The following is a 14,859-nucleotide window of genomic DNA, read 5'->3' as shown; positions in this document are numbered from 1 at the left end:
AAGCCGCAGTTCAACAGAGTCTACAGCAGCGGGTTGAACAGGTAGAAAAGCCGCTCTAAAAAGCGGTGACCGAGGGAAACGCTGTTCCCACTCCTGATAATCCACCTGAGTCGACTGCTCAATATAACTTTGCTGCTGCCAGTACAGCTGCTGGGTAAACTCTTGGTCATCCACCGCCAGAGTCACTTCAAAATTGAGCCATAAGCTGCGCATGTCGAGGTTAACCGTTCCGACCAGGCAGAATTGACGGTCAATGACCACCGATTTGGTGTGTAGCAGGCCACCGGAAAACTCATGAATCACTACACCGGCCTCAAGTAACTCGCCGTAAAATGCACGCGAGGCCCACTTGACCATCACAGAGTCATTCTTATGCGGGATCACGAGATCGACCTTAATGCCGCGCTGAGCGGTCATTTTCAGCATCGCCAGCAGATCGGCACTCGGGACAAAATAGGGCGTGGTAATACACACCGATTCATTGGCCTGGTTAATCGCCAGTGTCAGTACCTGGGAAATCAAATGCTCTGGCATGCCGGGGCCGGATGGTACGACCTGAACCGGATGATGCGGGAAACTGGTATCAATCCGGCATTCCGGAATATTAGGCAGATTACGTTCGCCGGTCTCGACTTCCCAGTCCCAGCAGTGGATCGCTGACAGCACGTTCACCGAAGGGCCGGTAACGCGCACCATAATGTCAATCCACTGGCCGACGCCGGAATTTTGTTTGAAATAGGCCGGATCGACCATGTTCATTGAGCCGGTATAGGCCACTTCATCATCGATGACGATGATCTTACGGTGCTGGCGCAGATCGAGGCGGCGCAGAAAAATACGCCATGGGCTTACTTCCAGCGCCTGAACAACATGAATACCGGCATCCTGCATCATGGTCAGCCAGTGACTGCGGAAAAAGCGCGGACTGCCGGCAGAGTCGAGCAGCAGTTTAACATCCACGCCTCGCTTTGCAGCCTGGATCAGAGCGGAGGCAACCGAGTCGGCCAGGCCGCCCGGATGCCAGATATAAAACACCATGCGAATGCTGTGCTGCGCTTGCTTTATATCATCAATGATGGAGTGAAGAATCTCGTTGGGCGAATTTTGCAGCGACAGGGTATTGCCGCTCAACGCAGGAATGCCCATCCGGTGATTACACAGCTCGTCAATCTTATAGATGTGGGCACCCATACCGTCCGGTCGGTGCGCCTGGCAATCATTAAGCGAGCGGAACCAGTGACCGAACGGCTTAAACATCTCTTTGGCGCGCTCAGCACGTTTGCGCCCCAGGTTCAGTTCACCGAACAGGAAATAGCACAGCACTCCGACGATCGGAAGAATGTAGATCACCATCAGCCAGGAAAGAGAAACACTGACGGCGCGTCTTTTTAAGACCACTCTGAGTGAGACACCCGCAACCAGAAACCAGTACAGCGCGATGCCAGCCAGAGTTAAGAAGTGATAAACCTTATCCATGCACTAAGTATACTCAAAAACAGTTGTCCGGATAGTAAATTGAAAGCATAAGCGTGAAAAGAAAATGAACAAAAACAATATGAAACCAAGATAACAGAAAAGTTTGTTAATTGAGTGTGATTCTAGTGTTATATAAGGAAGGGGAGGTTAAAAACTCATCAGATAGTCTGATAAATGCGGCTATAGTCCGAAAAATATACTGTTCGGGCTTCCAATTTTATTCTCAAACTGTTCTACTTGCCACAACCTTGGTGTCACTCTATTTTTAAATGTGTGTAAATATTTTTGTACACCCACTTTTGGACACCGCACTGACAAACACAACATATTGGTACAGAAAAAATGGCGAGTAGTTCTCGAGGTCAATTTACATCGCGGTTCGGCTTTATTATGGCCGCTGCGGGCTCGGCAGTGGGCCTGGGTAACGTTTGGGGTTTCCCGACCCAGGCAGCGAGTAATGGTGGCGCGGTCTTTTTGATCGTTTACCTGTTGATGGTCTTTTTGCTGGCATTTCCGATGCTGGTGGCGGAGCTGACTATTGGTCGTTATGGCCAGTCCAACCCGATTCGCTCGTTCCGTGCAGCGTGGCCGAAAGGCAAACTGGGCGCCATTTTACTCGGTATCGGCGGTATGATCGTCGTTTCCCTGATCCTGAGCTTCTACGCGATTGTTGCCGGCTGGCTGGTCGGCTCTTTCTTCAGCAGCGGTCTGGATCTGATCGGAATGAAGAGCGCCGGTCACTGGCTGACTACCTTCAGCACGGAACGTAACCTGATCCTGATGGTGCTGTTTATGGCGCTGACCATGTTCGTGGTACGCAACGGTGTGGCTGACGGTATTGAAAAATGGTCAACCCGCCTGATGCCGCTGCTGTTCGTTCTGTTTGGTCTGCTGACTATCTACATCTTCACGCAGGATGGTGCGGTTGAAGGTCTGAAAATGTACCTGGTACCGGACTTCTCTCATCTGACACCGCAACTGGTTGTGAGCGCAATGGGTCAGGCATTCTTCTCGCTGTCACTCGGTGTGTGCGTGATGACCACCTACGGCTCTTACCTGAAAAAAGACACTAATCTGCCAAAAACCGCAGCGCAGGTCGCCCTGATTGATACCGGTGTTGCCTTTATTGCCGGCCTGATGATTCTGCCAGCGATGTTTGTTGCCAAACACAACGGAGTTGAGATTTTCTCTGACTCAGGCGAGCTGCTCAACTCAGATACACTGGTGTTCACCGTACTGCCGGCGATGTTCGATACCATGGGTTCTGCCGGTGCGATTATTGGCGTCGTCTTCTTCCTGCTGATGATCATCGCGGCCCTGACGTCTTCAATTTCAATGCTGGAAGTGCCGGTAGCCTGTGCGACAGAAGAGCTGAAACAGAGCCGCCGCACCGCGGTACTGTGGATTGGTGGTCTGGTCACTGTGATTTCTGCTGTGATTGTGATGAACTTCTCCAGCCTGTTCGGCTTGGTAATCCAGTTCACCACGGTTTACTCGCAGCCAATCATTGCGCTGCTGATCACGCTGATTGTGGGCTGGATCTGGAACCGTAACCAGATTCTGACCGAGCTGAAGCAGGGCTGCCCTGAGATTGAGAAACAGCTGGTTCTGGAAAATCTGGCCACTGTACGTGCGCCTGGTTTGTCCGGTACTGATGCTGCTGGTCTTTTTTGCCTGATAAGCTAAGCAGCCAATCGGAGCGATTGGATTGGGCTGAGACAAATCTTTAATAAAAAAAGCCACCTGCGTCCGCCGGTGGCTTTTTTGTATCTGCTATCCTCAAGGCGTAGGTTGCCAACAACCTGCCGGCAGTAACCAGAATGAGGAGCCTGAAATGGACACTATGTACCGGATTGAAAAAGACAGTATGGGAGAAGTTAAGGTACCCAAAGATGCCTTATACCAGGCTCAGACTCAGCGAGCAGTAGACAATTTTGCCATCAGCCGGCATCAGATGCCGAAAGCCTTTATTCAGGCGCTGGGGCGCATCAAACAGGCGGCGGCGATGACCAATGCCCAACTCGATTTACTCGACCAGGATATTGCTGACGCGGTGCAACAGGCCGCCAGGCAGATCATTGAAGGTCAACATCTCGACCAGTTCCCGATCGATGTGTTCCAGACCGGTTCCGGTACCAGTTCTAATATGAATATGAACGAAGTGCTGGCCACGCTCGCCTCGCGGCTGTCGGGGCAGGTGGTCAGCCCGAACGATCATGTGAATATGGGCCAAAGCAGCAATGACGTGGTTCCGACTGCGATTCAGCTCAGCTGCGCGATTCAGATAGAACATCATTTATTACCGTCACTGTCCCATCTCATCTCGGTGCTGGCCAATAAAAAGCAGCAACTGGCGCATGTGGTGAAAACCGGGCGTACCCACCTGATGGATGCGATGCCGATAACCTTCGAGCAGGAGCTCGGCGGCTGGCAGGCGCAGATAGAGCATGCCAGTCATGCGATTGAACAGACGCTGCCGGCGCTGACGGCACTGGCTCAGGGTGGTACTGCGGTCGGAACCGGCATTAACGCCGACCCGCAATTTGCTGAAGCGTTTGCCGAAAACCTGTCGCGCGCGACCCGGATTGATTTTGTCTCCAGCGACAATTTCTTCTTTAACCTCAGCAGTCAGGACGCGACCGTGGCTTTGTCCGGTCAACTAAAAACCACCGCGGTCGCGCTGATGAAAATGGCCAATGACCTGCGCTGGATGAACTCCGGCCCGCTGGCCGGATTGGGCGAGATTGAACTGCCAGCGCTGCAGCCCGGTTCCTCCATCATGCCGGGCAAAGTCAACCCGGTGATCCCGGAGGCTGTGGCAATGGCCTGCGCGCAGGTGATCGGCAATGACACCACGATTACTGTGGCAGGGCAGGCGGGTAACTTTCAGCTCAATGTGATGCTGCCGGTGATTGCGCACAATATCCTGGAGAGCATTGAATTGCTGGCGAAACTCGGCCATCGCACTGGCTGATAAAGCGATAGTGGGCTTTACGGTGCGGGAAGATAATCTGGAAGTGGCGCTGGCTAAAAACCCGATTCTGGTCACCGCGCTCAACCCGGTGATCGGTTATCTCAAAGCGGCCGAGATAGCGAAACAGGCTTACCGCCAGGGGCGGCCGGTGATTGATGTGGCTGAAGAGCTGACAGAGTTAAGCCGGGAAGAACTGGAGCACTTGCTCGACCCTGCACTGCTGGTGAAAGGCGGCATCGTCGAATAGCGCGCGGACTGCCCGGACCGCCGCCAATGGACAAATATCGGTCAGCCGACGCCGCGTAAGCGAGAGTTTGCTGACCTTTGGCGTCACTTGAGTATAATGGCGGTCCATTTTTGTGAGGCCGTATGTTCGATATTCTCTATAGTCATGCTGATTTTCTGATCATCAACAAGCATCCTGACGTGTCTGTACATAAGGATGACGGCGACACCATGTTGCTGCAGGAAGTGGGTCAACAGAGCGGCGACAGCCAGCTTTATCTGGTACATCGTCTCGACAAAATGACCTCAGGTATTTTGCTGCTGGCGCGCAATGCCGGTGCGGCATCTGAGTTGTCCAAAGCGTTTGCCGACCGGGCGGTGGAAAAATTTTATCTGGCGCTGGGCAGTAAAAAGCCGAAGAAGAAACAGGGCCTGGTGAGCGGTGATATGGAACGCTCGCGCCGTTCGGCGTGGAAGCTGATGCCGACCCAAACCAATCCGGCGGTGACTCAGTTCTTTTCCGCTGCCGCTGAACCGGGTGAGCGCTTATTCTTGTGTAAGCCGCACACCGGCAAAACCCACCAGATTCGGGTGGCGTTGAAATCGGTCGGTTCCGCCATTGTCGGCGACCCGATTTACAATACAAGCAGCAGTGCCGACCGCGGCTATCTGCATGCCTTTGCGCTGCGTTTTCCCTATCAGGGCGAAGTCTACAGCTGGGTATGCGATCCGCGTCAACACAGCGCGCTGGGCGAAAAATGGCACAGCGCTATTGTCAGCCAGGGCATTGATGCCTGGCTTGAACCCTGGTCACTGAGCTGGCCAACCGTGAAAAAGTAATTAAACGTATGCAAACATCTGCTTTACCTCAATTTTTTTCAGAACTTACCGCGCAGCTGTCTCAGGTGCCTAATGAAGTGCGCCGTCTGTTCCATGGCCGTGGTCAGCGTTGGCCGGATTTGGAGCAACTGACTTGTGACTGGCTGCAGGGCCAGATGGTCGTCAGCCTGTTTAAACCGGTTGAAGATGAGTTTCTTGCAGTTCTGGTACAGGGGCTGACTGAACTGGCGGCTTCACCGCTGTGGGCGGAGAAGGGCGGTTTGTGTATCGTGCTGCAACATCGCTATGCCGATGGCGCGCCGTCACAAGTGCTGGTCGGCGAGCTCGATACGCGCCCTGTGGTGGAAGAAAATGGCCTTAAATTCCAGCTTGATATCGGCCGCAACCAGAACTCAGGCTTGTTTCTGGATATGCGCTACGGCCGTGACTGGGTACGTGAACACGCCAAACACAAAAAAGTACTTAACCTGTTTGCTTACACTTGCGGCTTTTCTGTGGCCGCGATTGCTGGCGGGGCCGATGGCGTCGTCAATGTAGATATGGCCAAGGGCTCGTTGTCGAAAGGGCGGGAAAACCACAAGCTTAATGATCATAACCTGAATCAGGTCAGCTTCCTGGGGCATGATATTTTCAGAAGCTGGGGCAAGATTAAGAAATACGGCCCGTACGATCTGGTGATTATCGATCCGCCGTCATTCCAGAAAGGCAGCTTCGCGCTGACCAAGGACTACGCCAAGATCCTGCGCCGCCTGCCGGAACTGCTCAACCCGAACGGTGAAGTACTGGCTTGCGTCAACTCACCGATGGTGAGCAGCGAGTTCTTAATCGAAGGCATGCAGGCCGAAGCACCGCAACTGACCTTCCAGTACCGACTGGATAACCCGCCGGAGTTCGCTGATATTGATAGTGAATCAGCGCTGAAGGCGTTGGTGTTTAGTTAAGGGTGGGGGAAATGGCGCGGCTTATGTCGCGTCTTTTTTGTTTTTGTTTAGTGATGTTTAGCGGGATTGGCTTTTGCGCCGTTTGCTGGGATTAATAGTTTCGTGGCGTTGTATGTCACGCTTTTGCTTTCTCAGTTTCTTTGACCTTAGCGTCAGCGTGCCAGTCACCCTTTGCTGGCATTCTCATTAACAAAGAGCGAGTAACCAGAAAGGGGTTGTTTTTTGATTTCTTTGGCGCTGTTCAGGCCGGTTTTAGGCGTTCCGACGCCAAGAGTCTAATATATCGTCGTGGTTTTTTGCCTTAGCGAAGTGGTGTCAGAAACTTACCTAACTCGCTAATTAGATGGTACGCCCTCCATTCCACTAAACTCGATAGTATTGAGGAAAGGGAAAAGCTGACCATCATGCTAAACACATATATTATCGGCATCGACTTAGCAAAACATGTTTTTCATTTTGTCGGCCACGATTTATCAGGTCGAGAGACTTTCCGCAAAAATTAACCAGACAGAAAACACTTCAATTACTCTCGGTTCATGAGCTAGTCACCGTAGTAATGGAGTCATGCAGTGAGTACCATTGGCGTGCTCGAAAATGTCAGGAGTATGGTCATCAAGTTAAGCTGTTCCCTGCACAATATGTAAAGCCTTACGTCAAAACGAACAAGAACGACTTCATTGATGCTGATGCAATAGCAGAAGCTGTTATTCGGCCTAATATGAGGTTTGTTTCGCCAAAGAGTGAGCAAGCACAGATAGCTGTTGCAATCCGTAGAATTCGCTCTGGATACATTAAAGAACGAACAGCCTGTATGAATCGAATTACCATTGTCCCTGGCGGAATATTATTTACGGCTAATATTGCTCGCCAGCTATCTTTTGATATCAATACGGATTATATCTCTTGCCCGCATGCCCCGGAAGATAGAGACAATAGCTCGAAATTGTGTATCACTAGAACATCAACATTATAGGAAGGAATGTCATTTTGATTGATGACGTGGTTGATTCAGGAGCATATGCCATCGACCACAGATGTCGAGGATGCCAGCGCTCCTAAAAAAGCAGAAGAAGAAGAAGAAGAACTAAGGTAGGAGTTGCTAGAGGACCTACCCCGGTTATCCGATGGTTTCTGAAATGTAGAGTAAAACCACCGAACAGCTTAAACAGAACAGCAAATAGGCCTGATTATTGGCGCGCAGTGTCTTCATCGGTACTCGATAGCGCTGCGTTATCACCATCGTGGTGCCGGAAAAGGGGCTGGCCAGAGCGCCCAGGCTCCAGGCTACTAGGAAGGCTAGTGCCAGAGTGTTTGAGGAGAATTGCGCACTCTGCAAACAGGAACCAATGACGGCGATTGAGGCGATGGGGTGCATTCCCAGGTAAGCCAGAAAAGTAACCAATATCATAATCAGACTGCAACCGAGCCAATTGAGCGTCATATCTAAATGTTCCGGTAGTATCAAGGCGGCTAGTGTCGTCAACCCTTGTGCAAAGATTCCGGCGGCAATAAATAACGCAATTTCGTTTTTCATACTCGGTAACTGAATGGAGGCATACTCAGCAACCATTGAAATCCCTTTTTTGGGATATCGGATCAGGACCAGTAGCAGCACAGAAACCGACAGAGACCCCGGTGACGAGCAGTGGTACCGAATCAATATCCAACGCATAATTAAACAGTAATACCAACAAGGTCAGGCAGACGGGGATCTTTAAATCGGCAACACTCATTGAAATGCCTTTAAACTGATCAATCTGACCGCCATCAAGGTACGTGATATGCCGCGCAGTGAACAATAGCCCCAATATGGCAAGCAACATACCCATCACCAGTAGATAAACAATTGATGCCTGTGGCGACCAGGTCAGCGCAATCGCCATTCCTGCCATCATCGGCGACCAGAGCATACTTAAGGTGTAGGCGCGCGAAAATATTGCCACATGAGCATCACTCAGTTTGGCGCTGCGGTAAAAGAAATCTGCCGCGATATACATGGCGGAAATATTAATCACTGAACTGAATAGATGTGTGCTCAGCAGTGTTTGCCAAATGCCTTTATTTCCTGCTGACTGGCGGCTTTTTTGCGAAGGGGTACACACCAGTTTAAGCATGGAGGCACCAAGGATAATACAAATTAAAGGAATATTAATCGTCAGTGATCGTTGCCAGTCAATAGATGGGTTGTGATACCACCCGAACAATAAACCGATGACGCCAATTGAGGTAAAGGAATACACCTGCCATTTAACAACAGGGGTTAAATGAGGCAACATAAAAATCAAGGAGCAGGCGATAAAAGCACTGCCAATAATCAGCGGTGTTGCAAAAATTAAATGGCTCACCGATAACAGAACACCGACGGACAGCAAAATTGTAATGATTGAATTGTTTGTTTTCATTTAACTTTTATTTTATCATTTGATTTGTCGAAACTATTGTGCGATATTCGAACAAAAAGGAGGCGGTATGTCGGATTCGGAAATCAAAGATAAAAATTTTCTGACCACTTTGGCTCGAGGATTATCGGTCATTCGTTCATTTCAGAACAATAAAATGACAATGACCCTGAGCGAAATGGCAGAAGCAAATGATATGTCCCGTGCGTCAGCTCGCCGTTTTTTACTCACTCTACAGACTCTGGGCTATGTGAAAGTTGAAGGGCGTCAGTTCAGCCTCACTCCCAAAGTATTGGAACTTGGGTATTCTTATCTTGCCAATCTGGACGTCGGCGGTGTCATTTCAAGCCAGCTAGAACAAGTCACGCAACAAATTCATCAATCCAGTTCCGCCGCCGTATTAGATGGGACTGACATTGTGTATATTGCCCGGGTTCCTGTCCGTTTCTCTGTTGGCGTTTAATCTGCAAATCGGTGCCAGATTACCTGCCTATGCGACGTCTATGGGGCGCGTATTACTGTCTCAGTTACCAGAGCAGAAGGTGATCTCTATTCTTGAAAGCAGTAATATTGAAGCGCTTACGCCTTATACATTAACTAGTCAGGCCGATTTATTAAAAGAACTGCAAATCGTAAAACAACAGGGTTATTCCATTAATGATCAAGAGCTGGAATTAGGTTTACGCTCTGTGGCTGTCCCGGTGTTTAACCAAAAAGGTCAGGTTAAACTGACGTTAAATATCAGTACCCATGTCAGTCAGGTCTCATCGGAATACATTGTGAGTACTTTCGTTCCGATATTAAAACAGGCTTCTGCGCAGATATCAGCCTCATTACCCTGATTAAATCGACCCGTTTGAGGAATAAAGTACAGCATTTAACTGCTGTATTTTTTTTGCTTCTTCACTTTTGGCCTCACGGCTGGTTTCATCGTTCCAGGTATAAAATCCTTGTGATGATTTCACTCCCAGATTGCCTTGCGCGACAAATGCTTTCAGCATGTCTGGGGGAGATTCATGATGACATAGCGACGGATAAATATATTCAGCGATCGACAGATGAGTATCTAATCCATTGAAGTCGCGTTGTACACACGGACCATTGACCGCAAGACGAATCCCTAACGTGCTCTTAATTAATTTATCCAGCTCATCAGGTTCAATAATACCTTGTTCAATCAGGTAAAAGCACTCACGCATCAATGCATGCTGCACTCTGTTTACCACAAAACCAGGCACTGAGTGGTTCACTTGAGCCGGAATTTTTTTGAGTTCTGTCAGCAACTGTTTGATTTCATCTACTATAAACGTGCAAGCCGCCGAATGTAAAATAACCTCGACGCCAGGGACAAGATCTGCCGGATTAAAAAAGTGCACACCTGCAAACCGGTTTGGTAGGCGCAGGCTACGGACCAGGTCATCGATCGATAAGCTGGACGTATTGGTAATAATGACGGAATCGTCGGTTACACGGCTTTCAATCATGGCCAGCAGTTGCTGCTTTAACGCCATATTCTCAGGGACCGCTTCGATGACAAACACCCGTTGCGAGCACTGCGGGAATTCCTGATGGCAACTGAGTGTCGAACTGGCGGGATTCCCCGCCAGAATAGACTGTTTTGCCTGTTCTAATGCGGACGCCGAAATATCGACCAGATGGGTATTCTTACCATTTTCCAGGCACAGTTTGGCAATACTGGCCCCCATGATTCCAGCCCCCACGATGATCACATCTTCAATATACTTCATGTTACAGCCCCTTAATTAATTCGTTGCTTGGCTAAAGTTTCTGGTGCCTGAAAGCACGGAACACTGCAAAGCCTACAGAAATGATGGTCAGAGTAATGAATATCCAGGTAATTGGACTTCTGAAGAAGATATCCATACTGTTATCACCAAGCAGCAAGCTACGACGTAAGTTATCTTCTAACATCGGACCAAGTACATAAGCAATTAGGAACGGTGCCGTGGCTATTTTAAACTGATTAAACAGGTAGCCGAGTAAACCAAAACACAGCATGACAATAATGTCGAAAGGATTGTTATTGACCGCGTAAGCGCCATAAATACATAGCATCAATACTACCGGGAATAATAAATTTTTTGGAATATCGGCAATTTTTGATAAATATTTAATCGAAAGAATGCCGGAAACAAACAATACAATCGAACTTAGCATGATACCGCAGAATAGTGCATATATCAGCGTGATATTCTCTTGGAATAAAACAGGGCCAGGCGTTAATCCATGAATCATAAATGCACCCAGAATGATGGCGGTGATCACATCACCGGGTATACCAAGAGACAACAATGGGATTAATGTGGCACCTGCAACCGCATTATTACCAGATTCGGCTGCCGCAACCCCTTCAATTTCACCATGACCAAATTTGGCTTTATTTGGGGATGTCCGTTTGGCTTCAGAGTAAGAAATAAACGATGCTACCGTCGCACCGGTACCTGGAATGGCACCTACAATCACACCAATGATACTGCCACGTATAATGCTTTTAAAACTGCGTTTAAATTCATCTAAGGTGACCGGCTCACCTGAATTCTCTGACTTGATAAACGGTTTAATTTTGTTGAAATAAAAACTGATTACTTCAGGAATGGCGAATAAGCCGATCAACAGTGGAACGAAGCTGATACCATCCAATAGATTGTAGTTGTCAAAAGTTAAGCGTGGAGTGCCATAAACCTGATCCATACCGACCAGGGCAATGAGCAATCCCAACCCCGCCGAGATCAATCCTTTTAACACCGAATCACCGGAGATGGATACTATAATCGTCAATGAAAAGCAGATCAGCCAAAAGTACTCGGGGGCACCAAAGTTTAATGCTATCTTTGCCAACAGGCCAGCAAAGAAGAGTAGTGACAGGTTGGAAATAAAGTCGGCGATACAAGAAGCATACAAAGACATTTGCAGTGCTTTGTTCGCCTGGCCTCGTTGAGCCAGAGGATAACCATCCAGTAAGGTACAGGCGGCGGCTGGTGAACCGGGCGTTTCTAATCAGCACGGCTGTAATCGAGCCGCCATACATACCACCTTTATAAATGCCGACCAATAACAAGATCGCCGTAATCGGTTCCATCGAAAAGGTAAACGGTAGTGCCAGTGCAATGGCCATGGTTGCGGTTAGTCCCGGAATTGCACCAATTAATACGCCAAATAATACCCCGAAGGTAATCATTAATAGGTTATTAACGCTCAGGAATAACGCTAATACTTCAGTGATTTGATCCATGAGTGACCTCTCGCTACTCTCTACAATTATGACCAAATAGACATAGGTAATGGTACATTAATAATGTGTTCAAAAAATAAGCACACTAACAGAGGGATGATAATGGCCAACAGATATACCTTTATATTTCTTATCCCCCCGGCAAAGAAAAGAATTGCTGTTGTAATTATGGCTGAATAAAGTGCACCTAAGGTTTCAAACGCAAATGAATAAATGATTAAGGCTATGACTAACAGTAGTTTTTTTTGCCAGTTATTCTCATGGTCAAATTGAAAGTCTATCTGTATAACGTGGTTTCTTTTGAATGAATGTGCGGCCAACCCGAATCCGAAAGCCATCAGAAATATTGCGATAATGTTCGGCATGAAATCCGGTGACAATAAGGGATTCTTGACCCGACTGGGTGTGTCTATAAAATTTGGATTGATATAAAAATAGATACAACATCCTACTAGAATGCTGATCAAACCGATGACAGTATCAGTATTAATCCTTCTTGATGGTTTCATTGATTGTGCAATTGATTTATCCATGGCATTACTATCTCATAAATAAGGAGAGGGTTTCCCCTCTCTTTTCTTTTATTTGGCTAAACCGATAACTTTAACTAACTCTGCCCATTGGCGAATATCTTTTGCAATGAAATCTCGAAATACTTCTTTTTCTTCCGGTGCTGATTCTGCACCAATATTTGGCAGAAATACTTTAAATTCCGGGGTTTCTTTGACACGTTCCAGTGCAGCGGTCAACTTGTTGTATGCCTCATCGGACATATTTTTATTAGCAATCACACCAAACCATGCGGAAGTAGAGAAGTCTTTCAGGCCGTATTCGCCCCCCACTTCGTTCAGGGTCGGGACATCCTCTAAGTAGGACGAACGTTGCTCTGTGGTGACAGCCAGGGCACGCACCTGTCCTGATTTGATCAGGCTGTTAACCGTTGGCAGGTTTTCGAAAGTGACATCGACATCACCGGCAAGTAAGGCTGGTAAAGCTTCGCCACTCCCACGGTAAGGCACGTGAACCATTTTATCAAGGTGCGTCTGGTACTTAAACAGTTCGCCGGACATGTGGATGGAGCTGCCGATACCTGATGAACTGAACGACATTTGTTTCGATTCTGCGGCTTTGATGAACTCGCCTACATTGTGGTAAGGGCTGCTTGCCGGAACCACCATCACATTGGGAATTTTTACCATGTTGACCAGGAAGCGGAAGTTATCGACCGGATCATAAGGCAGCGATTTATAAATCGAGGCATTAATGGTGTGACCCGGAGAAGCCATGATGATACGGTAATCCACATCTTTACGCTCACGAGCCAACTGACCGGTCGCTATGGTTGAACCTGCACCGGGTCTGTTTTCTACCACAACTGGTTGCCCCACCTCTTTTTGTAAAAGTTCGGCCACGCGTCGTGACAGAATATCGGTTGATCCTCCGGCCGCAAACGGAACCACTAATGTGATGTTTTTCGACGGCCATTCGTCTTTTGCATGAGCACTGAGAGGTATCAAACCTGCTACTAGTACTGACGTTGCAGAAAGTAAGGTCAGTAGTTTCTTCATAGGATCGTCCTTGTTCGTTATCTTTCTAATGTTCGCATATCGTACAATGTGTGCGATATGTAAAAATATGTGACTATGGTTATTTAATCAACGGCGACGAAAGTAAAGTGTTAGATAGATTAACAATTACGCGGTTGATTAGAGATTTTGTGTGATTTTATTCACATTAATTTCGTATCGTAAGCTGTTACCCGTCAGTTACTCCACAGAGTATGTTGCTGAGATGCTGCAATGCTGTATGGCAATGTACGTATTACTGCATTCAATGAAATTATATTTTATCTTTTTTTATCAATAATATAGCTATCTATTTGACTTAGATGTTCATACTTTTACTTCAAATTTGTGATCTTTAACGTTGGTGTTTTATTAACTCAATGTTAATTTGTTCATATATCGAATAATAAGTGCGATATACGAACTTTGGAGGGGTTATGAACAAAAATACAGTGCTGATTACAGGTGGGGCCCGCAATATTGGCGGGTCTATAACTCATGCGCTAAAACAACTGGGATACACCACGATTGTGGCGGATATCAATGATCCTGAAGAGGTCAACGATGTGGATTTTTTCTACCGAGTTGATTTTAACCAACTCGATGAAAGTAAGCGTGTTCTGCAACAAATCGTTGAGACACATAATCCTCTGAATCTGGTCAATAACGTTGGTATCGTCAAACCCGCTCTGCTGGATGATGTGGATATTGAAGACTTTCATCTTTTAATGAATATCAATGCTCGCGCAGCACTGTTATCGACACAGGCACTGGTACCAGCGATGAAACAACAGGGATTTGGCCGTATTGTCACCACCACCAGCCGGGTGATTCTGGGCAAAGAACTGCGTACTTGTTATTCAGCCACAAAAGGGGCACTAACCGCGATGAGCCGCACTTGGGCACTGGAACTGGCGCCTTTTGGTATCACGGTCAATTGTGTCGCACCGGGACCGATTGCGACCACGGCCTTCTGGGAAAATAACCCCAAAGACTCACCACAATACGAAAAAATCATTTCATCAGTACCGGCAAGAAAGATGGGCAGTGTGGAGGATGTGTCTCACGCCATTCAGTTTTTCCTTGATGAGAAAAGCCACTTTATTACCGGCCAGACTCTATTTGTATGCGGCGGTATTACCGTGGGTTTGGCAAGTTAACGATGAATCAGCGGATATAAGGAAGT

11 protein-coding genes and 5 pseudogenes are annotated in these 14,859 nt (G+C 47.8%); 8 read left to right on the top strand and 8 right to left on the bottom strand.

Going from position 1 to position 14,859, the window contains the following annotated elements:
* Nucleotides 1–20: 20 nt before the first annotated feature.
* Nucleotides 21–1,476, bottom strand: a pseudogene (gene cls / locus ABDK09_16690) (cardiolipin synthase).
* A gap of 342 nt (nt 1,477–1,818) precedes the next feature.
* Between cls and ABDK09_16685 the strand changes: the two are divergent.
* The 5 genes and pseudogenes from ABDK09_16685 (at nt 1,819) to ABDK09_16665 (ending at nt 7,279) form a co-directional block, all read left to right on the top strand.
* A pseudogene (locus tag ABDK09_16685) lies at nt 1,819–3,154 on the top strand (sodium-dependent transporter).
* A gap of 156 nt (nt 3,155–3,310) precedes the next feature.
* A pseudogene (locus ABDK09_16680) lies at nt 3,311–4,697 on the top strand (class II fumarate hydratase).
* Between the two features lie 122 nt (nt 4,698–4,819).
* Nucleotides 4,820–5,515 carry a TIGR01621 family pseudouridine synthase gene (locus tag ABDK09_16675; GenBank protein XAW88685.1) on the top strand — a complete coding sequence of 232 codons (696 nt, stop codon included), beginning with the start codon at nt 4,820–4,822 and terminating at the stop codon, nt 5,513–5,515.
* 8 nt (nt 5,516–5,523) lie between these two features.
* Nucleotides 5,524–6,456, top strand: coding sequence for a class I SAM-dependent methyltransferase (locus tag ABDK09_16670; protein ID XAW88684.1), 933 nt, complete (start codon nt 5,524–5,526; stop codon nt 6,454–6,456).
* 404 nt (nt 6,457–6,860) lie between these two features.
* Nucleotides 6,861–7,279: pseudogene (locus ABDK09_16665) on the top strand (transposase).
* Nucleotides 7,280–7,573: 294 nt separating this feature from the next.
* Here the strand turns inward: ABDK09_16665 and ABDK09_16660 are convergent.
* Nucleotides 7,574–7,990 carry a hypothetical protein gene (locus ABDK09_16660; protein ID XAW88683.1) on the bottom strand — a complete coding sequence of 139 codons (417 nt, stop codon included), beginning with the start codon at nt 7,988–7,990 and terminating at the stop codon, nt 7,574–7,576.
* A 25-nt stretch (nt 7,991–8,015) separates the two neighbouring features.
* Nucleotides 8,016–8,858 carry a hypothetical protein gene (locus ABDK09_16655; protein ID XAW88682.1) on the bottom strand — a complete coding sequence of 281 codons (843 nt, stop codon included), beginning with the start codon at nt 8,856–8,858 and terminating at the stop codon, nt 8,016–8,018.
* Between the two features lie 67 nt (nt 8,859–8,925).
* Between ABDK09_16655 and ABDK09_16650 the strand changes: the two genes are divergently transcribed.
* The gene (locus ABDK09_16650; protein XAW88681.1) at nt 8,926–9,318 is read left to right on the top strand and encodes a helix-turn-helix domain-containing protein; all 393 of its coding nucleotides are present in this window, start codon (nt 8,926–8,928) and stop codon (nt 9,316–9,318) included.
* Nucleotides 9,272–9,697: an IclR family transcriptional regulator C-terminal domain-containing protein gene (locus ABDK09_16645; protein ID XAW88680.1), complete on the top strand. Its 426-nt coding sequence runs from the start codon at nt 9,272–9,274 to the stop codon at nt 9,695–9,697. The genes ABDK09_16650 and ABDK09_16645 overlap by 47 nt, the downstream gene beginning before the upstream one ends.
* On the opposite strand, the gene ABDK09_16640 is transcribed toward ABDK09_16645, so the two are convergent.
* The 5 genes and pseudogenes from ABDK09_16640 to ABDK09_16620 all read right to left on the bottom strand — a co-directional run bounded on the left by ABDK09_16640 (nt 9,698) and on the right by ABDK09_16620 (nt 13,676).
* On the bottom strand, nt 9,698–10,603 hold the full coding sequence (locus ABDK09_16640) for a 3-hydroxyacyl-CoA dehydrogenase NAD-binding domain-containing protein (protein XAW88679.1): 906 nt from the start codon (nt 10,601–10,603) through the stop codon (nt 9,698–9,700). It lies immediately after the preceding gene.
* A gap of 31 nt (nt 10,604–10,634) precedes the next feature.
* Nucleotides 10,635–11,819 carry a tripartite tricarboxylate transporter permease gene (locus tag ABDK09_16635; GenBank protein XAW90766.1) on the bottom strand — a complete coding sequence of 395 codons (1,185 nt, stop codon included), beginning with the start codon at nt 11,817–11,819 and terminating at the stop codon, nt 10,635–10,637.
* Between the two features lie 115 nt (nt 11,820–11,934).
* Nucleotides 11,935–12,054 (bottom strand): annotated as a pseudogene (locus tag ABDK09_16630) (tripartite tricarboxylate transporter permease).
* A gap of 80 nt (nt 12,055–12,134) precedes the next feature.
* The gene (locus ABDK09_16625) at nt 12,135–12,641 is read right to left on the bottom strand and encodes a tripartite tricarboxylate transporter TctB family protein (GenBank protein XAW88678.1); all 507 of its coding nucleotides are present in this window, start codon (nt 12,639–12,641) and stop codon (nt 12,135–12,137) included.
* 48 nt (nt 12,642–12,689) lie between these two features.
* Nucleotides 12,690–13,676 (bottom strand): tripartite tricarboxylate transporter substrate binding protein, encoded by a 987-nt coding sequence (locus ABDK09_16620; GenBank protein XAW88677.1) that lies wholly within the window; start codon nt 13,674–13,676, stop codon nt 12,690–12,692.
* A gap of 434 nt (nt 13,677–14,110) precedes the next feature.
* Between ABDK09_16620 and ABDK09_16615 the strand changes: the two genes are divergently transcribed.
* Entirely contained in the window at nt 14,111–14,833 is a 723-nt protein-coding gene (locus ABDK09_16615) for an SDR family oxidoreductase (GenBank protein ID XAW88676.1), read from the top strand.
* Nucleotides 14,834–14,859 lie beyond the last annotated feature (26 nt).

This window comes from Vibrio sp. CDRSL-10 TSBA (genome assembly GCA_039696685.1).
GTDB lineage: Bacteria > Pseudomonadota > Gammaproteobacteria > Enterobacterales > Vibrionaceae > Vibrio.
This window is presented reverse-complemented; position numbering and strand designations above follow the sequence as displayed.

What these genes read in the sequence shown, in the direction of transcription:
- ABDK09_16675 (XAW88685.1), top strand. Translation starts at nt 4,820, where the DNA reads ATGTTCGATATTCTCTATAGTCATGCTGATTTTCTGATCATCAACAAG.
- ABDK09_16650 (XAW88681.1), top strand. Translation starts at nt 8,926, where the DNA reads ATGTCGGATTCGGAAATCAAAGATAAAAATTTTCTGACCACTTTGGCT.
- ABDK09_16670 (XAW88684.1), top strand. Translation starts at nt 5,524, where the DNA reads ATGCAAACATCTGCTTTACCTCAATTTTTTTCAGAACTTACCGCGCAG.
- ABDK09_16625 (XAW88678.1), bottom strand. Translation starts at nt 12,641, where the DNA reads ATGGATAAATCAATTGCACAATCAATGAAACCATCAAGAAGGATTAAT.
- ABDK09_16615 (XAW88676.1), top strand. Translation starts at nt 14,111, where the DNA reads ATGAACAAAAATACAGTGCTGATTACAGGTGGGGCCCGCAATATTGGC.
- ABDK09_16655 (XAW88682.1), bottom strand. Translation starts at nt 8,858, where the DNA reads ATGAAAACAAACAATTCAATCATTACAATTTTGCTGTCCGTCGGTGTT.
- ABDK09_16620 (XAW88677.1), bottom strand. Translation starts at nt 13,676, where the DNA reads ATGAAGAAACTACTGACCTTACTTTCTGCAACGTCAGTACTAGTAGCA.
- ABDK09_16660 (XAW88683.1), bottom strand. Translation starts at nt 7,990, where the DNA reads ATGAAAAACGAAATTGCGTTATTTATTGCCGCCGGAATCTTTGCACAA.
- ABDK09_16640 (XAW88679.1), bottom strand. Translation starts at nt 10,603, where the DNA reads ATGAAGTATATTGAAGATGTGATCATCGTGGGGGCTGGAATCATGGGG.